The 26460-nt window shown below is 67.3% G+C and carries 21 protein-coding genes; 13 read left to right on the plus strand and 8 right to left on the minus strand.

The genetic code is table 11. The features are described 5' to 3' along the window. Positions 1–28: 28 nt before the first annotated feature. Positions 29–1276: an MFS transporter gene (locus CBM2594_RS25390; RefSeq protein WP_116359519.1), complete on the minus strand. Its 1248-nt coding sequence runs from the start codon at positions 1274–1276 to the stop codon at positions 29–31. A 322-nt stretch (positions 1277–1598) separates the two neighbouring features. On the opposite strand from CBM2594_RS25390, the gene CBM2594_RS25395 reads away from it, so the two are divergent. Beyond that, positions 1599–3752, plus strand: coding sequence for a TonB-dependent receptor family protein (locus CBM2594_RS25395; protein ID WP_116359520.1), 2154 nt, complete (start codon positions 1599–1601; stop codon positions 3750–3752). Positions 3753–3844: 92 nt separating this feature from the next. Here the strand turns inward: CBM2594_RS25395 and CBM2594_RS25400 are convergent, their stop codons facing one another. Together CBM2594_RS25400 and CBM2594_RS25405 are read right to left on the minus strand one after the other, a co-directional pair. Beyond that, entirely contained in the window at positions 3845–5446 is a 1602-nt protein-coding gene (locus CBM2594_RS25400; RefSeq protein WP_116359521.1) for a peptide chain release factor 3, read from the minus strand. A gap of 193 nt (positions 5447–5639) precedes the next feature. Then, positions 5640–6698: a YihY/virulence factor BrkB family protein gene (locus CBM2594_RS25405; RefSeq protein WP_373457611.1), complete on the minus strand. Its 1059-nt coding sequence runs from the start codon at positions 6696–6698 to the stop codon at positions 5640–5642. 1061 nt (positions 6699–7759) lie between these two features. Between CBM2594_RS25405 and CBM2594_RS25410 the strand changes: the two genes are divergently transcribed. Further along, positions 7760–8158, plus strand: coding sequence for a hypothetical protein (locus CBM2594_RS25410; RefSeq protein ID WP_232346752.1), 399 nt, complete (start codon positions 7760–7762; stop codon positions 8156–8158). A 101-nt stretch (positions 8159–8259) separates the two neighbouring features. Here CBM2594_RS25410 and CBM2594_RS25415 read toward each other — a convergent pair whose 3' ends face one another. The 3 genes from CBM2594_RS25415 to CBM2594_RS25425 form a co-directional block, all read right to left on the minus strand. Next, positions 8260–9627, minus strand: a complete 1368-nt coding sequence (locus CBM2594_RS25415) for a sigma-54 dependent transcriptional regulator (protein ID WP_116359525.1) — start codon at positions 9625–9627, stop codon at positions 8260–8262. 125 nt (positions 9628–9752) lie between these two features. Continuing rightward, on the minus strand, positions 9753–10223 hold the full coding sequence (locus CBM2594_RS25420) for a hypothetical protein (RefSeq protein WP_116359526.1): 471 nt from the start codon (positions 10221–10223) through the stop codon (positions 9753–9755). Positions 10224–10901: 678 nt separating this feature from the next. Further along, positions 10902–12266: an NCS2 family permease gene (locus CBM2594_RS25425; RefSeq protein ID WP_116359527.1), complete on the minus strand. Its 1365-nt coding sequence runs from the start codon at positions 12264–12266 to the stop codon at positions 10902–10904. A 376-nt stretch (positions 12267–12642) separates the two neighbouring features. Between CBM2594_RS25425 and CBM2594_RS25430 the strand changes: the two genes are divergently transcribed. Both CBM2594_RS25430 and CBM2594_RS25435 read left to right on the plus strand, forming a co-directional pair. Next, positions 12643–12846: a cold-shock protein gene (locus CBM2594_RS25430; RefSeq protein WP_010811149.1), complete on the plus strand. Its 204-nt coding sequence runs from the start codon at positions 12643–12645 to the stop codon at positions 12844–12846. A gap of 1590 nt (positions 12847–14436) precedes the next feature. Further along, positions 14437–15531, plus strand: coding sequence for a replication protein RepA (locus tag CBM2594_RS25435; RefSeq protein ID WP_012354866.1), 1095 nt, complete (start codon positions 14437–14439; stop codon positions 15529–15531). A gap of 114 nt (positions 15532–15645) precedes the next feature. Here CBM2594_RS25435 and CBM2594_RS25440 read toward each other — a convergent pair whose 3' ends face one another. Further along, positions 15646–15849, minus strand: coding sequence for a cold-shock protein (locus CBM2594_RS25440; RefSeq protein WP_006159056.1), 204 nt, complete (start codon positions 15847–15849; stop codon positions 15646–15648). 375 nt (positions 15850–16224) lie between these two features. On the opposite strand from CBM2594_RS25440, the gene CBM2594_RS25445 reads away from it, so the two are divergent. Together CBM2594_RS25445 and CBM2594_RS25450 are read left to right on the plus strand one after the other, a co-directional pair. Further along, positions 16225–16884: an AAA family ATPase gene (locus tag CBM2594_RS25445; protein WP_012354867.1), complete on the plus strand. Its 660-nt coding sequence runs from the start codon at positions 16225–16227 to the stop codon at positions 16882–16884. A 2-nt stretch (positions 16885–16886) separates the two neighbouring features. Further along, complete coding sequence (locus CBM2594_RS25450) at positions 16887–17903, plus strand: ParB/RepB/Spo0J family partition protein (RefSeq protein WP_116359528.1); 1017 nt, start codon at positions 16887–16889, stop codon at positions 17901–17903. Positions 17904–18001: 98 nt separating this feature from the next. On the opposite strand, the gene CBM2594_RS25455 is transcribed toward CBM2594_RS25450, so the two are convergent. Continuing rightward, the gene (locus tag CBM2594_RS25455; protein WP_116359529.1) at positions 18002–19597 is read right to left on the minus strand and encodes a phage integrase family protein; all 1596 of its coding nucleotides are present in this window, start codon (positions 19595–19597) and stop codon (positions 18002–18004) included. Positions 19598–20120: 523 nt separating this feature from the next. On the opposite strand from CBM2594_RS25455, the gene CBM2594_RS25460 reads away from it, so the two are divergent. The 7 genes from CBM2594_RS25460 (at position 20121) to CBM2594_RS25490 (ending at position 26457) form a co-directional block, all read left to right on the plus strand. Then, positions 20121–20969, plus strand: coding sequence for a helix-turn-helix transcriptional regulator (locus tag CBM2594_RS25460; protein ID WP_116359530.1), 849 nt, complete (start codon positions 20121–20123; stop codon positions 20967–20969). Positions 20970–21225: 256 nt separating this feature from the next. Further along, a complete protein-coding gene (locus CBM2594_RS25465) occupies positions 21226–21795 on the plus strand; it encodes a response regulator transcription factor (RefSeq protein ID WP_116359531.1) in 570 nt (189 codons plus the stop codon). 96 nt (positions 21796–21891) lie between these two features. Further along, positions 21892–22206, plus strand: a complete 315-nt coding sequence (locus tag CBM2594_RS25470; RefSeq protein ID WP_116359532.1) for a hypothetical protein — start codon at positions 21892–21894, stop codon at positions 22204–22206. Positions 22207–22700: 494 nt separating this feature from the next. Beyond that, entirely contained in the window at positions 22701–23387 is a 687-nt protein-coding gene (locus CBM2594_RS25475; RefSeq protein WP_116359533.1) for a phosphatase PAP2 family protein, read from the plus strand. 93 nt (positions 23388–23480) lie between these two features. After that, complete coding sequence (locus CBM2594_RS25480) at positions 23481–24884, plus strand: undecaprenyl-phosphate glucose phosphotransferase (RefSeq protein WP_116359534.1); 1404 nt, start codon at positions 23481–23483, stop codon at positions 24882–24884. Positions 24885–25003: 119 nt separating this feature from the next. After that, positions 25004–25255: an acyl carrier protein gene (locus CBM2594_RS25485; protein WP_116359535.1), complete on the plus strand. Its 252-nt coding sequence runs from the start codon at positions 25004–25006 to the stop codon at positions 25253–25255. Then, positions 25252–26457 (plus strand): acyl-CoA dehydrogenase family protein, encoded by a 1206-nt coding sequence (locus CBM2594_RS25490; RefSeq protein ID WP_116359536.1) that lies wholly within the window; start codon positions 25252–25254, stop codon positions 26455–26457. Before CBM2594_RS25485 ends, CBM2594_RS25490 begins: the two co-directional genes overlap by 4 nt. Positions 26458–26460: the final 3 nt, after the last annotated feature.

Here is a 26460-nt window from a genome sequence, read left to right on the forward strand (position 1 = left end):
CACCTGGCATGCCTGCGTTGTGCCCGATTCAGGCGGGCTGTTCATGCAGCTTGTCGCGCGCCGCCAGCGCGGGGAACAGCCGCATCCACACCGCCACCACCAGCAGCGTGCCGACCCCGCCCAGGATCACCGCGCCCACCGGGCCGAACAGCGCGGCGGTGACGCCGGACTCGAACTCGCCCAGCTGGTTGGACGCACCGATAAACACCGAATTGACGGCGCCGACGCGTCCGCGCATGTCGTCGGGCGTATCCAGCTGGACCAGCGTCGAGCGCACCACCACGCTGATCATGTCCGAAGCGCCCAGCACCACCAGCGCCGCCATCGACAGCGGCAGCCACGTCGAGACCCCGAACACCACCGTGGCGACGCCGAACACCGCCACCGCGGCGAACATGACGCGTCCGGCGCGCCGGTTCAGCGGATGGCGCGCCAGCCACAGCGCCATCGCCAGCGCGCCGATCGCCGGCGACGAGCGCAGCAGTCCCAGCCCCCACGGGCCGGTATGCAGGATGTCGCGCGCATAGATCGGCAACAGCGCGGCGGCGCCGCCCAGCAGCACCGCGACCATATCCAGCGAGATCGCGCCCAGCAGCACCGGACGGCCGCGGATATAGGCAAACCCGGCAAAGACGGTGCGCACGCTGACCGGCGCGGTCAGCCGCTGCGCCGCCTGGCGCAGCGTGATGCCGCCAACCAGCAGCGCCGCAATGGCGAACAGCGTCGCGCTCAGCGTGTACACCACCCCCGGCCCCGCCACATAGGCGAAACCGCCGATGGCCGGGCCGATGATGATGGCGGCCTGTGCCGCCGAGCTGGCCAGCGCCACCGCGCGCGGCAGCTGGCGCGGCGTGACCACACTGGGCAGCAGGGCCTGCAGCGTCGGGTTTTCGAACGCGCGCGTGGCGCCGATCAGCGCGACGAAGACAAAGATGTGGTGGCTGTCGATCCAGCCGCCCAGGCTGGCCGCGGCCATGCCTGCGGCCAGCAGCGCCTCGATCGCCTGGCAGGTGCGCACGATGCGGCGCCGGTCGAAGCGGTCCGCCACGTGTCCGGACATCAGGATCAGCGCCACCGACGGCAGGAACTGCACCAGCCCGACCATGCCCAGCATCAGCGGGTCGCGCGTCAGGTCGTACATCTGCCAGCCCACCGCCACGGTAAAGATCTGGTAGCCGATAGTGGTGCACAGCCGCGCGAACCAGTAGCGGCGAAAGACGGAATCACGGAAAACGCTGTCCGGCTCGGCGGCCGGAACGGTGGCAGGGGAAGACATGGATGCGGCAGGAAGGGGGCGGAGGGTTGCGCACGGGGAGCGGGTTCGCCCGGCGCAAAGGCAAGATTCTAAAGCGTGCGCTTAATTGCTGCATGCAGATGCCGACGACTGCACACGCCATTGGCAAAATGTGCGGGATGGGGCGCGAATCCTGCCTTGTTGTCCGCACAATGATGCACTGACGCGACACGCGCCTGCGGCGCAATGCCCGGCTTCTCGCCTTTGAGAATCACTCGCATTTATAATCGCCGCCCATTGGCGCGACCGGCCGGACCACCGCTTCCGGCGCACGGGACGCGCCCCGTCTCCCAGGAATCTCACCTTGCAGCCCGCTTTCCGCCTGACCGGGGGTGCCATCGGCGCCGCCCTGCTGTTTGCCCATCTCGCCGCCATCCCGGCCCACGCCGCCGAACCGGCTTCCGCCAATCCCGAGGCCACGCTGAACACGGTCACCGTGGTCGGCAACTGGCTGGAAAACGCTAACGAGGCCAAGGTGCTGGAGCATCCGGGCGCGCGGACCATCGTCGACCGCGAAACCTTCGCCGAAGCCGGCGCCAACAATGTGCGGGAGGTGCTGCGCCGCATCCCGGGGGTGCAGGTGCAGGAGAACAACGGCACCGGCGGCAGCGATGTCTCGCTGAACGTCGGCGTGCGCGGGCTGGCCTCGCGGCTGTCGCCGCGCTCGACCATCCTGATGGACGGCATCCCGCTGGCGGTGGCGCCCTATGGCCAGCCGCAGCTGTCGATGGCGCCACTGTCGCTGGGCAACCTCGAGACCATCGACGTGGTGCGCGGCGCGGGCTCGGTGCGTTACGGCCCGCAGAACGTCGGCGGCATCATCAACTTCGTGACGCGGCCGATCCCGCAGGCCTTCGCCGCCGATGCCTCGGTTTCGACCGACATCTACAGCCACGGCGGCAACGTCAAGACCAACCCGACCGCGTTCATCGGCGGCACCAACGAGCAGGGGCTGGGCGGCGCGCTGCTGTACTCGGGCATCCACGGCAACGGCTATCGTGCCAGCAACGACCACGTCAATATCGACGACCTGCTGCTCAAGGGCGCCTACCGGATCTCCAAGACCGACTCGCTGAGCGCGGCGTTCCACTACTACGAAGGCACCGCCGGCATGCCTGGCGGGCTGACGCCGGGCCAGTACGCCGCCGACCCGTTCCAGTCGGTGCGGCCCTTCGACAATTTCAGCGGACGACGCCACGACTTCAGCCTGAAATACAGCCACAACGACGCCGACCGCAAGTTCGAGGTGCTGACGTACTACACCGACAGCTTCCGCGGCAGCAATATCGAGCAGGAAGGCACCGGCGCGCAGGCTGGCAGGCGCCGCCTGACCGCGGCGCCGCGCAACTATCACACCTTCGCGATCGAGCCGCGCTACTCGCAGCTGTTCCGCGGCGAGAGCATGAGCCACGAGGTCAGCGCGGGCTACCGCTTCCTGCGCGAAGCCAGCGACGAGCAGGCCTCGCGCACCGCGTACTACGTGCCGGGTTCGATCGATGCGACCACCCTGCCCTCGCCGGTCTACCAGTGGCGCACCGGCGGCACCACCGCCAATGCGGTCTATATCGACGACACCATCAACGTCGGCAACTGGACCATCACGCCCGGGCTGCGCTACGAGTTCATCCGCTCGTACGTGACCGACAATTTCAGCGGCGTGCGCCGCGACGTGTCTTCCAACGAGCCGCTGCCGTCGCTGGCGTTGATGTACCACGTCAGCGACCAGTGGAAGCTGTTCGCCAACGCCGGCGTGTCGTTCGGCCCGCTGCAGTATTTCCAGATCGCGCAGACCACCAATGGCCTGACGCCGGAAAAGGCCAAGACCTACGAGATCGGCACGCACTTCAACGCCAACGGCTGGGGCGGCGAGCTGACGCTGTTCAACATCGATTTCGACGACGAGCTGCAGCTGCGCGGCGGCACCGGCGGCGCACCGGATGCTTGGACCAACCTCGGCGCCACCACCCACCGCGGCGTGGAATCGTCGCTGCGCTATGACTTCGGCGCGCTCGACAAGGCGCTGATGGGCCTGTCCGCCTACGCCACCTACACCTACACCGAAGCCACCTACAACCAGGGCAACTTCGCCGGCCGCGACCTGCCGTTTTATTCGCGCCATGTGGCCACGGTGGGCATGCGCTACGCGCGCAACCGCTGGTCGTTCAATGTCGACGGGTTTGCGCAGTCGAAGCAGCATTCGCCGGGCGACCCGAGCAATTCCACCACCTACCAGACCGCGGAAAGCGCCAATGGCGCGCTGGGCGATATCCCGGGCTATGCGCTGATGAACCTGCGCTTGGGCTATGACTTCGGCAAGGCCGCGCAGAACCTGAAGCTGGCGGTGGGCGTGAAGAACGTGTTCGACAAGCGCTATTTCACGCGCTCGACGGACAACAATGCGGGCAAGTATGTGGGGATGCCGCGGACGTTTTATATCCAGGCGTCGCTGGCGTATTGAGGCAAAACCAGGCTGACGGGGGGAGCAAACCCGCAGAAATGCAAAACGGCTCGCAACTGCGAGCCGTTTTGCTTTCCAGCCTGAGTACGCGATCAAACGATCTCTCGCGTCTCCAGGAACTGCAGCTCCGGGAACCGCTCCTGCGTCAGCCGCAGATTCACCATGCTCGGCGCCAGGTACACATGGTCGCCGGCGCCGTCCAGCGCGACGTTATGCCCGGCCTTGGCGATCAGCTTCTCGATCTCCGCCGGCGCGCCCTTGAGCCAGCGCGCGGTCGCGCATTCATGCGATTCGAAGATGGCGTCGACGCCGTACTCGTGCTCCAGCCGGTGCGCCACCACGTCGAACTGCAGGATACCGACGGCACCGAGCACCAGGTCGTTGGACGCCAGCGGCCGGAACATCTGCGTGGCGCCCTCCTCCGCCAGCTGCTGCAGGCCCTTCTGCAGCTGCTTGACCTTGAGCGGGTTGTTCAGCCGCGCGCGGCGGAAAAACTCCGGTGCGAACGACGGGATGCCGGTGAACTTGAGCGGCTCGCCTTCGGTGAAGACATCGCCCAGGCGGATGGTGCCGTGGTTGGGCACGCCGATGATGTCGCCGGCGTAGGCCTCTTCGGTGGTGTTGCGGTCCTGCGCCATGAAGGTGATGGCGTTGTTGATCGCCACGGTCTTGCCCGCGGAGACATGCAGCAGCTTCATGCCGCGCTCGAAGCGGCCCGAGCACACGCGCACGAAGGCAATGCGGTCGCGGTGGCGGGGGTCCATATTGGCCTGGATCTTGAACACGAAGCCGGTGAACTTCGGCTCCTGCGGCTCGACCACGCGCGAATCCGTATTGCGCGCCAGCGGCGGCGGCGACAGTTCGCACAGCGCGTCCAGCAGCGACTGCACGCCGAAGTTGTTGATCGCCGAGCCAAAGTACACCGGCGTCTGCTTGCCGTTGAGGAAGGCCTCTTTGTCGAAAGTATGCGAAGCCCCGCGCACCAGCTCGATCTCGATGCGCAGATCTTCGGCCTGGCTGCCCAGGATGCGGTCCAGCTCCGGGTTGTCCAGGCCGTCCAGGATCGCGGCCGTGCCCTTGTCGCCGTGCGGGTCGAACAGCTGCACCTTGTCGTCGATCAGGTGGTACACGCCACGGAAGGCCTTGCCCATGCCGATCGGCCACGTCATTGGCGCGCACTGGATCTGCAGCACGTCCTCGATTTCATCGAGCAGTTCGATCGGCGAGCGGCCTTCGCGGTCGAGCTTGTTGATGAAGGTCAGGATGGGGGTGTCGCGCAGCCGGCAGACGTTGAGCAGCTTGATGGTCTGCGCTTCCACGCCGTTGACCGAGTCGATCACCATCACCGCCGAGTCCACCGCGGTCAGCGTGCGGTAGGTGTCTTCGGAGAAGTCCTCGTGGCCCGGGGTGTCGAGCAGGTTGACGATGTTCTCCTGCGCCTTGCCGTCGGCGCTTTCGCGGCGATAAGGGAACTGCATCACCGACGACGTCACCGAGATGCCGCGCTGCTTTTCCAGCTCCATCCAGTCCGAGGTGGCATGGCGGTCGGCCTTGCGCGCCCGCACTTCGCCCGCGACCTGGATTGCGCCGCCGAACCACAGCAGCTTTTCGGTCAGGGTGGTCTTGCCCGCGTCGGGGTGGGAGATGATGGCGAAGGTGCGACGACGCGCAATTTCAGGAACGAGCGAGCTCACGGCAGCGGAGTTTGACTGGGAAATGATGGGATGGCCCGGCGGTGGCCGGAACCAGGGCCGGCAGCGCCGCGGGCGGCCGCAGGGCCGGGCCCCGCGGGCACGCGAAGGGAATGGGGCGGTATTTTACCGGTTTGGGCGCCGCAACGGGATTTGCGTTGCGCCTGCCCGCTCCCCCGCACCCCCTGCACCGCCGCTACTCGGCCAGCTTGTCCGCCGGCTTGCCGCGCAGGCTGCCGAACTGCAGCGCGTACTGGCGCGTCAGCTCGGCGCCAAAGAAGAAGATCTGTGCCGAGTAATACACCCACAGCATCAGCGCGACCACCGACCCCGCCGCGCCATACGATGAGGCCACGGCGCTGTTGCCCAGGTACAGCCCGATCAGCCGCTTGCCGATCGAGAACAGCAGCGCGGTGATGACCGCGCCCATGGTGACATCGCGCCACGCGATGCGCGCGTTGGGCAGCATCTTGAAGATCACCGCGAACAGCGCGGTCACCACCGCGAACGAGAACAGCGTGGAAATCACTTCGGCCACCGGCGCAAACCACGACTGCGTCCACAGCTGGCCCCAGACGCGCTCGACCACCGCCAGCGCCGCATTGACGATCAGCGACACCAGCAGCATGAAGGCCAGCACCAGCACCAGGCTGAACGACAGCAGACGCGTGCGCAGCAACTGGCGCCAGCCGGCGCTGGCCGGCACCGGCACATGCCAGATGTCGTCCAGGCTGCTTTTCAGTTCGGCGAAGGCGCTGGTGGCGCCGACGAACAGGATGCCGGTCGCGATCAGCGCCGCCATGCCGCTGCCGCCGGCGCGGTGCGTGGCGGCCAGGATGCCCTCGATGGCGGCGGCGCCCTGCTCGCCGACCAGGCCTTGGAGCTGCGCGAAGATTTCGCCGCGTGCCGCCTCGGCGCCGAAGAACAGGCCGGCGATCGAGATCACCAGCACCAGGATGGGCGCCAGCGAGAACAGCATGTAGAACGACAGCGCGGCGCCCTTGCTGGCGGCGCGGTGCGCGAACCACGAGGTGACGGCGGCGCTCACCACGCGCAGCGTGCGCGCGCCGGTATGGCGGTCCGGCAGCCAGTGGGGGCGGTGCCGCCGCGGCGACGGCACGTCTTCGGCGCCGGATGAGGAGGAGGGTTCGGTCTTGTCTGTCACGGCCTGGTGCTGGCGCAATCCGGCGCGCGGACCACGCGGGTGGAAGGCGCCTGCCCGCGCGGCGGGCGCTGCGTTCATCTTACTGCGCATTGCGCGGCTTGCCCAAGGCGGGCCGGGGCGCGGCGCGCCGCAGGCGACCTGCTACAGTAAGACCAGGCATACCTGCCGGCGCATCCGTTGCCCCCGCGCCGGCGCAAGGAGGCACCCGTGACCTGCAACCTCCACGCACGTCCGGCGGCCGTGCTGGCGATCATCGCCGTACTCGGCTGTGGCGGCTGCGAGCGCAGCCAGCCCGGCCCCAAGCCCATCTCCGGCACCGCATCGGGCGTCCTGCCCTCGGCAGCCCCGGCTGCTACGCCGTCCAGCCCGGCCAATCCCTCGGGAAGCGCGGGACAGCCTCGCTGACCGCCCCCCGCCGCGGCGCGCGCGTACCCGTTTCTGCGTGGCCACACCGTGATCTGGTTGGCACGATGCACCGCGGTTACTCGCGTGCAGGACTGATGTAAGGCCAGTTTCAACCGTGCAACCGGCTGGGGGCCGCTACACCACGTGCGGCGGGAGCGGCAAATCGCCGGCCGATGCGCGCAAGCAGGCGCCAGCGCCATGTCTGCGCCGCCGCGGCATGTGCGCACCGCGTTGCAGTGACGAAACCGATTGGTCCGGCACAGCCGCACGGCGGCGGCCAGGCGCTGCGAAACGACCCGTAAAGCCGCGCGGCACAAGCGTTTGCGGCCCTTGGCACACTTGTCGCTCTGGCTTCGCCAGGGCGCACGCGTGCGTGCCTGCGCCGGTTCCGTCAAACCCGTCATTGCGCGCTGGAGAACAACCACATGCGTCACCCGCCTTCCCGCATGACGGCGCGCCGGCGCGCATACCGCCTGGCCGGCCCGCCGCCGTCAGAGCTCGACCTGGTGTCGGCGCCACTGCTGCCTTATCCGCGCGCGCGCGCACAGCTCGCGGGCAGTGTGCACGGCACGGCTTGCGTGGCGACCCGCAGACCGGCGCAGGCCAGTCCGGCATGCCGGCGCCATGCGGGCAAGCGGCGCGCCTGAGGGGCCCATACAACAAGGGGGCACGCGAGCCAGCGTGACCGCGCGGATTAGTGTTCCGTCCCCCGGCGGGCACTTTTTTTCCACAGGGAGATGCCGACCATGAAAGCCGCAATGCTCGCCACGGCGCTGGCGGTCTGCTCGGGCAGCGCGATCGCGGCCAGCTACGCGTGGTTCGACCGCCCCGCAGCCGCCGAGCCGAACAGCCACGCTGCGGTCAGCAACGACATCTATGTGCGCGGCTTCGGCTGGGCCTGGGGAGAACTGCAGCTGGATCCGGACACGTCGGGCAGCGAAGCGCAGGCGCCGCCCACGCGGCATGCGCGCGACAGCCAGCGCCGCCGCGACATCGCGCCGTGGCATCGGCAGGACACCTGCGAGCCGCCGCGGCGCACGCGCGGCAAGATCAGCATGAACCTCGCCACCGCGCCCGCGCAGGCGGGCGGCGGCGGGTTGGCGGGCGGGACGGGGGCCTCGCGGCCCCCGCGGGTGGTGCGCTGACGTGCCGGCCGGCACGGGGAAAGGCGGAACCGGCGAGCGGACGTCGCCGGTTCCCCTTTCCCGCTAGCGCCGATGGCGCCGCTGGCGCCGTTGGCTTGCGCTTATTCCCCTGCCGAGGCGTGGCTCTCCACACGGATGTTGTGCTTGTGCATGAGCCGGTACAGGGTCACGCGCGAGACATTGAGCTCGCGCGCGGCCGGCACCACGTGAAAGCCGTGGCTCGCCATCACGGTGCGGATCGCTTCGCGCTCGGCCTCTTCGCGGATCGCATCGAGGGTCTTGCGCGGCAGTTCCGAGCCGCCGTGCAGCTGCAGGTCTTCGGCGGTGATCTTGCGGTTGTCGGTCATCACGATGGCGCGGCGCACGCGGTTGATCAGTTCGCGCACGTTGCCCGGCCAGGCGTATTGCATCATCGCCTGCGTCGCGCACGCGGAGAACCCGCGGATGCGGCGGTGCGCCTCGTGGCCGTGCTCGGCCAGCACCGCATTGGCCAGCAGCAGGATGTCCTCGCCGCGCTCGCGCAGCGCCGGGATGGTCAGCGTCAGCACGCACAGCCGGTGGAACAGGTCCGAGCGGAAGCGCCCGTCGGCCTGCGCCGCCACCAGGTCCACGTGCGTGGCCGAGATGATGCGCAGGTTCAGCGGGATCGACTGATGCCCGCCCAGCCGCGTGATCATGCCCTGCTGCAGGAAGCGCAGCAGTGCCACCTGGCTTTCGAGCGGCAGGTCGCCGATTTCGTCGAGGAACAGCGTGCCGCCCTGCGCCTGTTCGATCCAGCCGATCTTGCGCTGGTTGGCCCCGGTAAATGCACCCTTTTCATAGCCGAACAGCTCTGACTGCACCAGATGCGAGGGAATGGCGCCGCAGTTGATGGCAATGAACGGGCCCTTGCGCCGGCTCGAGGCATCGTGGATCGCCTGCGCGGCCAGTTCCTTGCCGGTGCCGGACTCGCCCGAGATAAACACCGGCGCCTCGTTGTGCGCCACCTTGGCGAGCGAGCGGAACATCGCGCGCATCGCGGCGCATTCGCCGATCATGGTGCCGCGCGACGCGCTTTCCTGCGGTCGCGTGCCGTGCAGCGACGCCATGCCGCGCGCATGCCGCAGCGTGTACAGCAGTTCCGGCATCGAGAACGGCAGGCGCACGTAGTCCACGCAGTAGTCGCGGATCATCCGCCGGACGCGCTCGTTGACGAGCATTGCATCGGAGGTGATCGCCACCCACGTGACATGCAGGTACTGCAGCGCCTGCTCCAGCTGCGCGAACTCGGCTTCGCTGTAGTCGGACTGCAGGTCGATCACGCCCGCCGTGGGCGGGCAGGCACGCACCGCGCGCTCGGCGTCGCGGACCTGCGCCACGCGGCGGATCTCCCATTCCGTGCCGATCACGGACGGATCAAAACCAAAATCTTCATGACGCGACACGACCACGAGCTGTGCAGTGCGTGACGCCTTGCACAGTCGGTCCATCACGATCTCCCGGACGTTAGGCTTGTTCTTGGTGCCGGCTCCCGTGGCCGCCGCAGCGGCGCGCGTCCGTGGCGGACGGTGGGGCTGAACTGGCTGCGGGCATGTGCCCGCGGTCGACGTCGGTGTCACGAGCTGGACAGACTGCGGGTGGACTCGTCAGGTGCGGCAAGGTAGTCCGCACCTGGCTGGAGCTGCTCGCGGATGCGCCGCCGCATGGCCTCCTTCTCGCGCATCAACTCCACGCGCGGCGCCTGCGGCGACTGGCCGGAGTATTGATAGTAGAGCGCCTTGTAGGTGAGCTGGCTCAGGATCCATTCCTGCAGCAGCGTGCGCTGGCGCGCGAGCTCCCCTTCGAGCAGCCGGTGGCGACGCAACAGGTTGGATATGACCGCACGCGCGCTGTCACTGAGTTCGCTGTCTTGCGCAAGCAGCGCGTCAACTTCCGCGGCGACCCCCTCGCTCACGGCCCGTTTGGCGGGCACTTCGCCTGCGGCTTCCCCCACGGCAGCCCAGGCCGGATGCATGGATCGGATGGATCGGTTACTGGACTCCCTGACAGGCCCGATGACGGGTCGCCGGATCTCTCCTGCGGTCATGATTATCCCCGTTGAACAACATCCCCCGGCACTGCACGTCTACGTTTACCACTTTTTCAGTCTTGGAATTTTCTTGTCTGCGTGGCGCGCATGTTGTCCGCACGCTCCCGGTTTGTGGACGGCGCCGTCATCGATATTGACGGTCTCTGTTCCGAAAGCACTGCCGTCCTGGCGCATTGCGCCGACGCGCTTTCGGCCTGGCTCCGGGCATCCTGCCGCATACCCCGGAGTCAAGAAGGGGCGCTTGCCGCGCCCCTCTTTGCCACGCCTATAGTTCAGTGCATTTGCGGCGGTTTGTCCAGCCCCGAGTGGGTGACTTACAGCCAATCTCATCCTTTGGTATGAGCCCTCGCGCACACATGCGAGAGCGCCGGCAGCGGCATGCCGCAGCACGCGCGCACGTGCCTGTGGCGAAACCATACTACGCAGAATCGGGTACGCTCCGACACCCCACCGCGGCAGGGACAGACGTGCGCTGCAACCCGGAAACCGATGGATTCGCGGACCGGGCCTGGCACGCAGAATCGGGTACGCGCCACGGCGCCGGACAGGATCCGCCGCGCGCAGAAACGGGTACGCATCAGCGTTGTGCGAACGGCGATGGCTGCTGTCAACGGCGATAAAAAAGGCGGCCCTCGGCCGCCCTGTCGGGACTCGACGTGATCCAGCCCGCGGCGGTCAGTGTCCCGGGAGATAGTAGAACTTGAAGACGAACACGGCGGCAATGATCCACACCATCACCGGCACGCTGCGTGCGCGCCCGGTCAGCAGCTTGAGCGCCGCATAGCTGATGAAGCCGAACGCCACGCCGTTGGCGACGGAATACGTGAAGGGCATGCCCAGCGCGGTCATCACCGCGGGCACCACTTCGGTCACGTCGTTCCAGTCGATTTCCAGCAGCTCGCGCAACATCAGGCACGACACATACAGCAGCGCCGGCGCGGTCGCATACGCGGGCACCGTGCCCGCCAGCGGCGCGATGAACAGCGCCGCGAGAAACAGCACGGCCACCGTCACCGCGGTCAGCCCGGTACGTCCGCCTGCCTGCACGCCCGAGGCGCTTTCGATATACGCGGTGGTGGACGAGGTGCCCAGGAACGAGCCCGCCATGATCGCAGTGCTGTCGGCCATCAGCGCCTTGTTCAGGCGGTCCATCTTGCCGGCCTTGAGCAGGCCTGCGCGATTGGCCACGCCCATCAGCGTGCCGGTCGCGTCGAACAGTTCCACCAGGAAGAACACCAGCACCACGTTGATGATGCCGATCGACAGGGCCGCGGTGATATCGAGCTTGAACAGCGTCGGGTCGAGCGAGGGCGGCGCGGAAAAGACACCGTGGAAGGTGTTGCCGGCAAAGGCGAAGCTCAGCAGCGTGGTCAGCAGGATGCCGATCAGGATCGCACCCTTCACGCGCAGGTGGTCCAGCGCCACGATCACGAAGAAGCCGATGATCGCCAGCACCGCCGAAGGCTGGTGCAGGTCACCGATGGTCACCAGCGTGGCCGGGCTCGCGGCAACGATGCCGGCGTTCTTCAGCGCGACGATGGCCAGGAACAGGCCGATGCCCGCGGTGATGGCCACGCGGATCGAATGCGGGATGCCATTGACGATCATCTCGCGCACGCGGAACAGCGTCACCAGCAGGAACAGGCAGCCGGAGATGAAGACGGCGCCGAGCGCCGCTTCCCACGGGAAGCCCATGCCCTTGACCACGGTGTAGGCGAAATACGCGTTCAGCCCCATGCCGGGCGCCATCGCAATCGGATAGTTGGCGTAGAAGCCCATGATCAGCGTGCCGATCGCCGCGGCCACGCAGGTGGCGACGAACACCGCGTCCTTGGGCATGCCGGCATCGCCGAGGATCGAGGGGTTGACGAAGATGATGTACGCCATCGTCAGGAACGTGGTGATGCCGGCCAGGATCTCGGTACGGACATCGGTGTGGTGCTCGCGCAGCCTGAATACGCGCTCGAGCAGCGACGGCGCGGCCTGGGGCGCTGCGGGGTTGGATGTACCCGGCTTGGAAGCGGGATCCGGCATCGACATGTAGGGTCTCCTGGTGTCTTATCGTGTGCGCGGCGGCTGGCGCGGCGCCGGCTGCGCGGCAAACGCACTGTGGTCCCGCCCGCGCTGGCGCCGGCACGGCGTACACGAATAAGCGACATGCAAAAGGCGTGATGATCCCATGACGCGCACGCCGCGGGCCAGCCCGCAGACCCGCGCGGCTAGGGACCGGCCCCATCTTGACGATGGCGGCAATCCCCCGTATAAACCCGCCTAGATTCAAGCGACGAGGCAACAGTTCATTCGTTAGCCACCGTCTGGTACTTCGGTTGTCCATGGTGTCCTTTCCTTGAGTTCCCCGTGTCGGATGACGTTTTCGTCATGCGATCTTTTTTGTCCTTTATCTGGAAAGCAAATCATGCAAACCGGTATCGTCAAGTGGTTCAACGACGCCAAGGGCTTCGGCTTCATCAAGCCGGACGCGGGTGGTGACGACCTCTTCGCCCATTTCTCGGAAATCCGCGCCGACGGCTTCAAGTCGCTGCAGGAAAACCAGCGCGTGCAGTTCGAAGTCAAGAATGGCCCGAAGGGCCTGCAGGCCGCGAACATCACCCCGCTGTAAGCGTTGACCGCCCGGCGCACCTCGCGTGCGCCGCACAGCGTAAAACCCCGCCCTGGCGGGGTTTTTTGTTTTCTGCCGCCAGCTCGCGGCAAGGACTTGCGGGGCCACCCTTTTTTCTCCCGCCTTTCTTCCGGCTTTTTCCCGCCTTTTCTCTCCCTCCCCTCGCCGCAGCCAGCCGGATCGGTAGCGCTTCGCCCTGACAACCCGTTTCGCAGAAACGGGTACGGCATGTTGCTCTGCAGAACTGCGGAGGCTTGGCTACGGCGCGCAGAAACGGGTACGCGTCCGCTCACTGACGGTCCCGCGTACCAACATGCGCCTCGCAGAAACGGGTACGCATGGCGCGCTTTGCTGGTTTGAAGCCACGTTCCTACCCGCAGAAACGGGTACGCCACAAATTTTTTTCCGCACGGTTGTATCGCTTTTTCAGCCCGCGCCGGCCACACCTGTCCACACCGGCGGCTCTGGCCCCCCAGCGCAGAAACGGGTACGCACCATGCTGCGCCGCGGAATTCAGCCTTGCCGCCGGCCCCCGCCGCGCCTTCGCAGAATCGGGTACGCCCTGGCGGCGGTGGCCTGGCCGCCGCGCTCGCAGAATCGGGTACGCATCAAGATTGCCTGAGCAGGGGTGCGGCGTTGGGCGCCACATTGCTTTGCCGTAGCGACGCAGAAACGGGTACGGAAGCGCCAGGCCCGGCATGACGACGTATACGGTGGGTGTAAGTACTAGCTTTTCCGCTAGTACGCGTGTACAATGGATACTTAGCGCGAGGACCGCCCCATATCGCGAAGAATCCAACGCAGAAACGGGTACGCTGGGCGCGCGCGGATCCTCACTCGGTCACGCAGAAACGGGTACGGTCTGGCGCCCGGCGGGCTCGCCGGTTTCGTTCGCAGAATTGGGTACGCCGCAGAAACGGGTACGCCGACGCAACTAACGAAGCGAATCTGAGGGCGGCGCAGAAACAGGTACGCTTTGGCGGGGGTTTTCGCAGAAACGGGTACGCGGCACAGCCTGGTGGACCCGTTGTGCAGCCCGGCAGCGAACCAGTTTCTGCGTGGATAACCGGCTGGCGGCGCGGTTATCCACCGGTTTGGGGCCGGTACCTGCGCGCCGGCACGCCAGGCAGGCAGGGATTTCGCAGAATCGGGTACGCCAGGCGGCCTGCGGCCTGTGGAAAAGCCTGTGGGTGGCCCAGGTTATCCCCGCAGAATCCGGTTCGCGCCGGCCGCAGATACGGGTTCGGGTGGTCGCAGATACGGGTTCGCCCCTTCGCTGAATCGGGTACGGATCGCCGCAGAATCGGGTTCGCCGGGGGGTCCTTTTCCCTTAGGAATCAACGGGCTTGGCTTCACGTATACGGTTTACAAGTAGTTAACCCGTATCGGTATCGTTTACTGGTAGCTGAAGGGTTGCGAACCGTGGACAACCCTGCCGGGTTGCCCACCGTCCGCCACCCTGCGACCAGCCATCAGATCCTCCCGGCCGGCAAAAAACCCCGCAAGCAGTGCAGTCGCTTGTGTACCCGTTTCTGCGTGACAAGCTTTGCGGCTTCGAGTACAAAGGCGGGTAATCCGAAGCCAGCCACTATGCCCATCAAACGCTCCCCGGCCGCCACGGGGGATCGAAGCGTCCTCGACCTGGACGCCGAACCCTCCCGCATCATTGTTCCCGGCAACGAGAACAACCTGGTTCCGTCCGAGAAATTCCAGCGCCTGTTCGACGAGGCGCAGGCGATGGAGCGCGAAGACGCCTGGCAGAGCGGCGAAGTCGGCTTCCTCAGCCGCGCCAGCGTCCAGGTCACGCTGCCCTATCGCGCGCCCAAGGGCGCGCCGCCGGTCTGGACCCGCACCAGCGGCAATATTTCGCTGATGATCCAGCCAGGCTATTTCACGCAGCAACGCTCCGAACGCGCCGCCAACGGCCGCCAGAAGCTGGTATCGGAGACGGTGTCGCTGGGGTATCCATACGGCTCCTATCCGCGCCTGATGCTGGCCTGGATCGGCAAGGAGATCATGGCGAAGAAAAAGCGCGGCGAGTTTACCGGCACGGTGGAAGACCGGCGCATTTCGCTTGGCAACTCGCTGTCCGAGTTCATGTACAACCTCGGCATCCCGATGGCCACCGGGGGCAAGCGCGGCACCATGACGCTGGTACGCCAGCAGATGATCCGCCTGTTCTCGGCGACCATCGCCATCGTGCAGAACAAGTCGACGCCAAGCCAGAACCAGAATCCCAACCACGAACCGCTGTCGATCGATCGCGTGGGCTACCTGCTGGCCGATCAGCTGTCGACCTGGTGGGATCCGATGCAGCCGGGCCAGGGCTCGATGTTCGAGAGCTTCGTGGTGCTGTCCGAGCCGTTCTTCAACGAGCTGGTCAACCGGCCCGTGCCGGTGGACATGCGCGCGCTGAAGGCGCTCAAGCAGTCGCCGTTCGCGCTCGACGTGTATTCGTGGCTGACGTACCGGTTCTTTACGATTCAGCGCCGTACCGAAATCCCCTGGGAAGCGCTGCAGATGCAGTTCGGCACGGAAACCGAAAGCGAACGCAAGTTCCGGGCGCTGTTCCGCAAGGCCCTCAAAGACGTGCTGGTGGTCTACCCCGGTGCCAAGGTGGACGCGGATTCTTCCAAGGCGCTGATCCTGCAGCCGTCACGCACCAGCGTGCGCAAGCTGGGCTGAACCGCGGCGCGGGCGCCCGGCCCTGAATGCAAAAAAGGCAAGCGTGAAACGCTTGCCTTTTTTGTTGCCCGTCGCCACTGCATCGCGGCGGGCGAGGGATCAGCCGAGGCTGGATCAGGCCGGCTTGATCGCCGAAGCCTGCAGGCCCTTCGGGCCTTGCTTGACTTCAAACGTCACGCGCTGCCCGTCCTTCAGGGTCTTGAAGCCCGAGCCCTGGATTTCGGAGAAGTGCGCGAACAGGTCTGCACCACCGTCGTCCGGGGTAATGAAGCCAAAGCCCTTGGTCTCGTTGAACCACTTGACCGTACCGGTTGCCATAGGAATTTCCTTTTCGAAGCAAGTTCTTGTACACAACGCAAACAACCGTTCAAGCACGTTGAGTTCTCGTAGATACCGAACGGAAGCCGACGAGGTGACACGACTTGACTCGACTGTAGCGGCATCATAACCACTTTGGATTACGGTGTCATGTGCGGCGTAATGCGCACTATAGATACTTTAGGCACATTGCGGCCTGCTTTTCAAGCAATTTTACTGTCTTGCGCGCTTTTGCCACGCGAAGCGCCGGTCCTGCACTCGCCGAGTGGAAACACAATTTTTGTTAAATTGGAAAACGGTTGATACGTCACCTGGTTTTGGCTACAGTTGCGCCTTAAGAATCAACCGCGCTTTCAGCGCTGAAAGAGAGGTCGCGTGCCAGCCAAAATCATTACGGTCTTTAACCAGAAAGGCGGTTGCGGCAAGACCACGGTCAGCATGCACCTTGCCGGCACGCTGGGCCTGCGCGGTGCGCGCTCCATGCTGGTCGACATGGACGAACAAGGCACTGCGACCCGGTGGGCGGCCCAGGCCAGCGATGAGCGGCCGTTCCCGGCCTCGGTGATCGGCCTCGCGCCGTCCGGCGGCGCGATGCACCGTGAGGTCCGCAAATTTGTCCAGGATTATGACTACATCGTGGTCGACTGCCCGCCAGCCGTCCATTCGGCAGCGCCCTCCAGTGCGTTGCTGATTTCCGACCTTGCGATCATTCCGGTCGTGCCTTCGCCGCCGGACCTGTGGGCCGCAGTAGCTGCCAAAACGCTTGCCCAGCATGCCCAGGTACAGAACGAATCCCTGCTGATCCGGGTGATGGCCAATATGGTCCAGCGTAGGGTGTCGATTGCGCGCCAGGCAATTGAAATTCTTGGCGACGATGGAGACGTCCCGTTGCTGAATTCGATGATCGGGTCGCGTTCGGCGTTCCGCGAATGCCAGGCGATCGGCTGCACCGTGCATGGCGTGGCCGGCGCGCGCGAGGCGGTGCAGGAAGTCGACATGATGGTCGATGAAGTGTTGTCTTTGATTGAGCAATAGGCATGGCTACCAAATTGAAAAGCCTGAAGGCTGGCATGCTCGCCGGCATGGCGGCCGAGAAGAGCCGAAACGATACGATGGACCGCTTCGCGCGCGCGGAAGCGGCCATTTCCCAGCATCCCAACGGCTTGCTGCAGGGCAGGGGGGCTGCCGAAACGTCCCCCGGTTTCAGCGCTGAAAGTCTCGACGACGTCGGCGCGGGCCGGCAGTTGATCCGGATTCCGCTGGCGCAGTTGCATGACAACCCGCTGAATGCGCGCCGCCTCTATGACCCCGCGGTGGTGCAGGAACGCGCCGCGTCGATCGCCACCCACGGGCAGAAGACGCCTGGCCTGGCGGCGCCGGACCCGGCGCGCCCCGGCCATTACATCCTGATCGACGGCCATTACCGCAAGCGAGCTCTGGCATCTGCCGGCAAGCTCGAAATGGAATGTTTTGTCGAGAACGACCTGAGCGACCTGGATTTCTACCGGTTGTCGTTCATGCTGAACGAGCAGCGCTCGGACCAGTCCGCGCTCGACAATGCCATTGCCTGGCGCCAGCTGCTTGACGAAGGCAAGGTCCAGAAGGAAGAAGAGATCTGCGAACTGACCGGCATCTCCGCGGGCACGGTCAACAAGACCCTCGCGCTGCTGCGCCTGCCGGAATCGGTGCTGGGCGTGATGCGTGAATGCCCGAGCGCGATCGGCATTGCCGCCGGCTACGAACTGACGCTGTACTTCAAGCTGGCGGGCGAGGAGCGTACCCGGGAGCTGGCGGCGCGGATCATCCACGACGGGCTGTCGAGCCGCGAAGTCGAGGCGATTCGCAAGCAGGCGCAGGAAGGCAAGGCGCGCAAGGTCAAGGAGATCAGCCGCCAATACAAGATCCGCACCGACAGCGGCCAGCTGCTGGGCACCATCAAGGAATGGGACTCCGGACGCGTGATGCTGGACGTGCAACTGACCGACCGCAGTGCGCGCGAGGCCCTGGTTGAAGCCCTGAAGTCGCGCTTCGGACTCGACAAGACCTTGCTCTGAAACGAAACGGGCACCGCTTCGGCTTCGCGGTGATGCGGGCACCGAACTGGGCGGAGCAAATATCCGGGGGGCAGTGGCAACACTGCCCCCCATTGTTTTCACGCCATCAGATCGCGAGGCGAACGTGCCGCGAATGCCGGGTCGCAGCGCTCGCGGTAGCGCTCCAGCGTGGCGGCAAGCAAGGCATGCAGGCCGCGCACCGAATACCCGCCCAGAGGCTCGGCCGCGCGCTTGCGGCGGGCACGGCCGGTGGGCGGCGTCGCCGCCGGCCCGATCAGGCAGGCGTCTTCCATACCCGGGCTGTCCCATTGCAGCTGGCGGTCCTGCCAGTGGCGCGCCAGCGCAAGCCGTGTCTCTGGCGCAAGGGCGCTCCCGGGGCGGGGCGCTTCCGGATCATTGTCGAGGTTGCCCGGCCCGGCACCCCTGACGCCTGCGGGTCCATGTGATGACAGCGACCGCAATGTCGCGGATGACAACTGGTTCAAGCTGAACCCTTGCTCGCGCAACAGCAGGATGGCGGCGTACGCGGCGCGGTAGCGCTGCCCGTCGCCGGCTTCGGCCTGCGCCGCCAGCCATGACAGGAAGGCGGCAACGCTGTCGGGCGGCAGCGGAGCGCCGGACGGGGCGGTCGCTGGCGCTGCCAGCGTCGTTGCCATGTCGGCGCCGCTCTGAGCCGGCCAGCGCGCCGCGCAAGGGTAGCCGTTATCGTGCAGCCACCGGAACAGGGCAGCCAGCACGCGCAGGCTGTGACGCTGGCTGGCCGGGCTCAGCGGGCCGGTCAGTGGCCGCCACGCGGCCTGGTGCCGCGGCGCGCGGGGCCCGCACCAGCGGCTGGCAGGTTCCGGGCTGGCGAGGAAGGCGAGGTAGGCGTGGCGGTCGTCCAGGTTCAGCTGCAACAGCCCCTTGCCCCGCTCCAGCGCCGCCCACAACAATAAGCGCTCCGCCTCCTTGCGATACGCGGCAAGGGTGCTGCCCCGGCTGCCGGCGGCAGCGCGCAGCCACGCCTTGACCACGGTCACGCCCTGGCTGTAGGGGCAGGTGTGGCCGTCGGCATTGACCGGCGCCTCGCGCAGCCACTCGAGCGGCAACGGCTGGCGCAGCGCCGGGCTCAGCGCAGCCGGCTGCAGCGGCGCGCGGTTGCCGACGTGCGCGTGAAGCAGCGGCGCGCCGTCCGGGTCCTTGAAGACAGTGCGATGCTCGCCGAGCCAGCGGTTGATGGCGGTGCCGGCGAGGGCGCCAATGCGCGGCACCGACCGCCACCACGCAGTACCACGCCGGTTGGCCAGATCTAAAAGAGCTTTAAGCGTCACAATCTCGGCGTGCCGTAGGCGCCGCGCCAGTGCAGGGGCAAACCACAACTCCACGCTGTGCTGGGGCTGTGGCGCCGCGGTGCCGAGCCGCTCCAGTTCACCGAGCGCATCCACCCGGCGATCCATCCCCCGATTCGAGCGCCCCGGGCCGGCCAGCAGCAGATCCGCCAGATCAGCGCGCCCGTGCAGGTGCGCGAGCTGGACCATGCGGTCACGCAAGGCCAGCAGGATGCGCAGCGCCGATTCCGCCCCGGCATCGTCGTCGTCCGTGTCATCGGGCAGGTAGCGGGGCACCACCATGGCGGCCGGCATGCCCTGGACATAGGCGCGCACGGCGGCGAACTCGCTGCGGGTCAGGCTGACGGAGGGCGCGGCAGGAAGCATTGCGCAGTATCGCTAACTTATTGATTTATAAGGCACCCGGACCGAGGCAGAAATCGTCCGGCCCGAAATGCATAGCAAAATGCAATGCCGATAATTTTATGCGCGATGGCGTGGGATGCACAGCCCCGCCGCTACCGGTTCGGCCCATATGCTCCAGGCACCGGCGTCAGCCGCGCCAGCGACGTCGCAGAGCGCCCCCTTTGGGGATTACCCGCTGCAGCGCACCACGACCTTGCATTCGCCGGGCGTGTTTCATATGCTGCAGTTCAGGAGTTATAAATACTTAGATCAGATTTCAGCCGAATCTAAGGCTCTTGCAACATAAGCGTTTCAGACGCACACCGGGGCGATCCGGTATCTCCAGGACAAGCAACGACCTGCAGCCAGACGGGTAGGCTGCACGGCGGCCCCGGAGCCCTGGCGGATCGTATGGAGGTGCAACCGCAGGATAGCGGGGCACATCCGACAAGCAATCACGGATTTTCGCGGGGTCCGTGCTTGCCGCAATAATAAGAGAGCGGCCATGGCCACCATCCTCTTGATCGAGCCTCACCCCCTCCTGCGCCTGGGTCTGCGCCACCTGCTGGCCCAGGCACACCTCGAGGGGGACCTGCTGGACATCGATCCGCTGGCACCCATCGATTCCGACCTCTGGCTCAACGATGCCGACCTGATGGTCTACGGACTGCCGGCCGACCCGGCCAGCGGCTGGTCCATGCTGGAGCAACTGTGCCAGCGGCTGCGGCCACAGCGGGTACTGGTGCTCAGCGAGCAGGCATTGCCCGCGCTGCCCGAGGCCGGGCTGCCCGAGCCGGTGCGCGGCTGCGTGTCCAAACACTGCAGCGCGGATGCGCTGGACGCGGCGGTGCGGCTGGTGCTGGCCGGCGGCGAATGCTTCCCGGCATGGAACCAGCCGATGCCGCAGCCTCACGCGGCCACGGATGCCTCCGCGGTCCATCCGGCGCCGGTCACGGCCGCCGGCGCTGCGCGGGTGGTGGCGCTGCGTCCCGGCGTGGACGATGCCGGCCACGACAGCGCGGCCCCGCTCGCGCAGCGCCAGTTCGCCGCGCACGCCAACGCGTACGAAACGCCATCGGCCGGCTCGCACCTGCTGAATATCACCGAGCGCCAGTACGAGGTCCTGGCACTGCTCGCCAGGGGCTATCCGATCAAGACCGTCAGCCGCATGCTGAACATCTCGATCGCCACGGCCAAGACGCATGCCTGCACGCTGTACCAGCGCCTGCATGTGCGCAACAAGGGCGAAGCGGTCTACGTGGCCCTGCAGAAGGGCGCCACGCTGAACTGGGCCGGGCCGGACCCGGTAGCGCCGCCGGCGCGTGTGCCGGCGCCGGTGGGCCAGGCGGCCTGAGCTGACCGGGTTGGCAACGATGCGGGCGCTGGCACCACGGTGCGCGGCGCCTCATCCTTCTGCTGCGCGGCACTCCGCCAAAAGCATGAGGCGAGTAGGGCAGCGGCTTGCTACCTTCTGAGGAAAGGCATGCGCACAGACCGACGCCGGCGGCTTGGCGCTGGCGCGATGCCTGCCCCGCCGGGCCCGCAGCGCCGCCCGGACCCGACCGCGCGGCCACTGCCAGGGCCGCCCGGGTTGCCGCCGGAACGCGTCCATGTCGACCTACCTGATCGCCAGCAATGAAATGATGAGCCGGGTCCTGGCCCGGCGCCTGCACACGCTCGACCTGCCCGGGCCGATCACCTGCCGCACGCCGCAATGGCTGCAAGCCTCAGCGCCTGCCGCGGCAAGCGCTGCGACGGCGCAGGCCGCGACGCAGGACCCTCCGACCGTCCTCGACCAAACGCCTGCGCACGCCGCGGCGCAGGCCGGCGCGCACCGCGCCCCGCAATTGCCACCCGATCCCGCGGATATCGCGGTGATCGATTGCAGCGGCCTGGAAGGCGATCCCCGCGCCTGGCTGGACCAGCTGCACGCGCGCCTGGCGCCGCGGCGCTGGCTGGTGTTGTCGGATCGTCTCGATCCCGCGCTGATCCTGCATGCCGCTCTGCTCGGCGCCAGCGGCTGCCTGGCGTTGCCCGCGGCGGTGGACCTGGTCTGCGCGGCGACCGCGCTGGTGTGGGCCGGCGGCCAGTGTTTCCCGCGCATGGCGCTGTCGCTGGGCGGTGCCCGTGCGTCCGCGCCCTCCCTCCTTTGTGCGACCCGTCCTACAACCACCGGATGAGGGGCGCAAGGTTGCGAATGGCCTATGCTTGATTCGCCCGGAGGCAGAAGCTGGCCCTCATTTGCAGGCTGGCCGTCCCGGGGAGAAGGGGGTCGTATGGAGGCCGGACTGGAGTTCCTCGTCGTGCGCGGCTTTGCGGTGCGCGAGGGCCGGGGAAAGTGGGCGTGCTGCTTCGAGATCAGGCTCGCCGCCCATCGCGACGAAGGTTGCGGCGCGGATGGCGCCGCCGGCAGCGATGAGCCGCTGCTGTACCGGGGAGAACTGCACGGGCGCCAGTTCGATTGCGAGCTGGCCGCCGCCGATGCCGCGCGCGCGGCCGGCGAGCGCGAGGCCTTGCTGCGCGTGGAGAGCCTCAAGGCGCTGATCATCGCGCAGCATCGGCACCGTGTGCCGCCGTCACTGGTGACCTGAACCTGCAGGCGCGCGCAGCGGTTGTGCAGCGGCACCCGGCGCGAGCGCCCGGTGCCGCTGTGCGTTTGTGGCCCTGCTGTGCCGGGCTTGGCGTGCGGGCCCCGGCGTTCGGGCTTCAGTGTGCAGGTTGCATGGTGCGCCGCATGGCCTCGCCCTTGCCGCCACCGTTCCGTCGACGCGTGCCCGGCCGGCAAAAAAGAAGCCCGCCGACCGGGGGACCATGCGGGCTTTGAAAACGCTGCCCGGTGATGCATGGGCAGCGATCCCGATTGAACATATCGAATTGCGCAAAGACTCTCTATCCACCAGAAGGCCAATGCAGTCATGCACTCTCAACCTGTCTGCACCCTGACCGGCGCAGACCGGGGCCGCGATGCGCGCGCATGCGGCGCCCTGACGATCCGCCCAGGCGGGCGATGCCGCCGCGCGCGGCGCGGTGGTACGCTGCGCCACCAGGCCCTGACTCCCACCCCTCACATCTCTCTCGCACGCCCATGAGCCACTGGCATCTCGTTTCCCTGTTCGGCGAATCCGCGTACCTGCTGCCTTGCGCCGCGTTCCTGTCGCTGTGGCTGTACTGGCGCGGCGCGCCTGGCAGCGCGCGCCACTGGGTGCTGGCGTTCGCCGCGGCCGCGCTGCTGGTGCTGGCGTCCAAGCTCGCGTTCCTGGGCTGGGGCATCGGCAGCGCGGCGCTGGACTTCACCGGCTTCTCTGGCCACGCGATGATGGCGGCGTCGGTGCTGCCGGTGCTGCTGTACCTGGCGGTGCCGGCCGCGTGGCGGCGCCTGGGCTGGCTGGCGGCGGGCGCGGGCGTGGGCCTGGCGCTGCTGGTTGGGGTGTCGCGGCTGGCGCTGCATGCGCACTCGGTGTCGGAGGTAGCGGGCGGGCTGGCGGTAGGCCTGTGCGTGAGCCTGCCGTTCATCCTGCGGCGCACCACGCCGCACGGGCCGCTGGCGATGGTGCTGACCAGCGTGGTGCTGGCCACGGCGCTGGTGATGCCGATGACCGGCACCGTGGGCGCCTCGCACGCGCTGATCCAGCAACTTGCCATGCTGCTGTCCGGGCGCGAGCGCACCTTCCAGCGCGGCGAATGGGCCATGCTCTCGCGCGTGCCCGGGTACGCCAGGGGCCACGCCGTCGCGCGCCCGCAGCGCGTGCCGAGAGCGACCGCGCCAGGCTGATCCCGCCGCCCCCTGTGTGCGCCCGCCAACAGACACTAGAGGGCGGCTCGGCAACCATCGCTCCATCGAGAATTGCATTCGCGGTGGGCGGCCATGGCATCCAGTTCGACCTTTGCGGCAGAGCGACACACGGCACTGCACCTGTTGTACCGGCTGGCCGACGCGGTGCTGGTCGGTGTCTGCGCGGTGATGATCGGTGCGCTGTACTTTCCGGAGGGCATCCGCGGCGCCGCGCCGGTCCACGGCTTTCTGGCGGCGCTGTGCTCGGTCGGGGTGCTGGCGGTGTTCCCTGCGTTTGGCATCTATGAGTCGTGGCGCGGGCGCAGCCGCGCGGCGCTGGTGCTGCGCCTGCTCGCGGCCTGGGCCACGGTGTTTATCGTCGGGCTGATGACGGCGTTCCTGATGCACCAGATCGCCGCGGTGTCGCGGGTCTGGTCGCTGGGCTGGTTCGGTTCCGGCCTGCTGGCGCTGGCGGGGGTGCGTGCGGTCATGTTCCGCATGCTGGGCAATGTGCGCGAGCAGGGCATCAACGCCAAGCGCGTGGTGATCTTCGGCTACGGGCCGCTGGGCCGCGAGATGTACCTGCGCGTCGACCAGATCCGCGCCGCCGGCTACCGCGTGGTCGGCATCTACCATGAAGAGCCGATCGCGGTGCCGGACGGCGTGGTCTCGCTGCGCACCATGGAGGAGGTCAACCTGTTCGTGCGCAGCCAGGCCGTCAGGGAGATCTGGCTGACGCTGCCGATGGTGGCGTGCCGCGACCTGTACGACGTGGTGCGGCAGTTCCGCAACGAGCTGATCGATATCCGCTGGATCCCCGACGTGATGTCGGTGGAGCTGCTGGGCCACCGCTTCAGCGAGTTCCTCGGCCTGCCCGTGATCGACCTGAACAGCCCGCCGGTGTCGGGCATCACCGGCCTGCTCAAGGCCAGCTTCGACCGCGCCTTCGCGCTCGCCGCGCTGATCGGCCTGGCGCCGGTGCTGCTGGTGGTGGCGGCGCTGGTGAAGCTGTCGTCGCCCGGGCCGGTGCTGTTCCGCCAGCGGCGGCTGGGCATGGACGGGCGCCCGTTCGATGTCTTCAAGTTCCGCACCATGCGCCTGCACGCCGATGCGGGCGTGACGCAGGCGGTACGCGGCGATGCGCGCGTGACCCGGGTGGGCGCTTTCCTGCGCCGCACCAGCCTGGACGAACTGCCCCAGTTCTTCAATGTGCTGCGCGGCGAGATGTCGGTGGTGGGCCCGCGCCCCCATGCCATGGAGCACAACGAGCTCTACAAGGAGCTGATCGACCGCTACATGCTGCGCCACCGCGTGAAGCCGGGCATCACCGGCTGGGCCCAGATCAACGGCCTGCGCGGCCAGACCGATACCGTCGAGAAAATGCGCCGGCGTATCGAGTTCGACATCTACTACATCCAGCACTGGTCGTTCCAGCTCGACCTGCAGATCATCCTGCGCACCGCGCTGCACGGGTGGACCGGCGCCAGTGCGTACTGAGGCAATTGCAAGGGCAGCTGCGGTGGTGCCCGGGGGCGCACGGATTGGTGCGCAAACGTACCGAAGCCGCAGCCCGTTAAGCGTGCAATAGGCCGCACCCATAAAACCGGAGGTGTTCCATGAAAGCAACCATCCGCAGCATCCTGGGCGATGTTGCCCGGCTCGATGTGCCGCTCGCCGACCTGGCAGACAGCGATGACCTGTATGCCGCCGGCTTGTCGTCGCTGGCCACCGTGCACGTGATGCTCGCGCTCGAGAATGCTTTCGACATCGAGATCCCGGACCAGATGCTGACGCGCCAGCTGTTCCGCAGCGTCGATTCCCTGGCCACCGCGGTCGAACAGATCCGGCAGCAGCAGGAGGCAGCATGACCCCCGCGGCCCGGGTGGCACTGGCGCATTCCAGCGCGGACCCGGACGCCGTGCGGGTCAGCGCCGAGGCGCTGCTCGCCGCCGCCCAGGCCGCCGCCGCGGTCGCGCAGGCGCATGCCGACGCGGTCGATCGCGACGCGCGCTTCCCGCAGGAAGCCTTCGACAGCCTGCGCGAGCTTGGCCTGGTCGGCGCCATGGTGCCGGCAGCGCAGGGCGGCGCCGGTGCCTCGCTGGCCACGGTGGCGGCAATCTGCCGCGTGCTCGGCGCCGCGTGCGCGTCGACCGGGATGATCTACGCCATGCACCAGATCCAGGTGGCCTGCGTGCTCGAACACGGTACCGGCAGCCCGTGGCACCAGGCCCTGCTCGCACGCATCGCCGCCGAGCAATTGCTGCTGGCTTCGGCGACGTCCGAAGAGGCCATCGGCGGCGCGCTGCGCAGCAGCGGCTGCGCGCTCAACGTCGACGGCGAGCGCTTTCACCTGCTCAAGATGGCGCCGACTATTTCGTACGGTGCGCATGCCGACGGCATCCTGATCACGTCGCGCCGCCATGCCGATGCCGCGCCCTCGGACCAGGTCCTGGTGTGCGCGCTGAAGCCGGACTACACGCTGCAAAGCCTGAACGCGTGGGACACGCTGGGCATGCGCGGCACCTGCAGCAATGGCTTCCGGCTCGAAGCCACGGGTGCGCTGGCACAGGTGCTGCCGGTGCCGTTCGGCGAGATCGCCGACGCCACCATGACGCCGGTGTCGCACATTTTGTGGAGTGCGCTGTGGCTCGGCATCTGCAGCGATGCGGTGGCGCGCGCCAAGACTTACTTCCAGGGGCAGGCACGGGCGCGGCCCGGCTCGCTGCCGCCGTCGGCGGCGCGCGTGGCCGAAGCGGTCAGCCTGCTGCAGCTGATCGAAGGACGGCTGGAGCTGGCGCTGGCGCAACAGCGCCGCCGCCATGCCGAGCCGTCGGTGTCCGGCGCATTCGCGCTGGCCGCGGGCATGAACGGGCTCAAGACCGCGGTGTCCACGCTGGCGCTGGACGCGGTGCAGCAAGCCATGCTGGTGTGCGGCATGGCGGGCTACAAGCAAGGCACGCCATTCAGCCTGGGCCGCCACTTGCGCGACCTGTGGTCGGCGCCGCTGATGATCAACAACGACCGCATCCTGACCAACACGGCCAATCTGTTGCTGGCCGACCGTTCCTGAGGG

Source organism: Cupriavidus taiwanensis (assembly GCF_900249755.1).
GTDB classification, from domain to species: domain Bacteria; phylum Pseudomonadota; class Gammaproteobacteria; order Burkholderiales; family Burkholderiaceae; genus Cupriavidus; species Cupriavidus taiwanensis_D.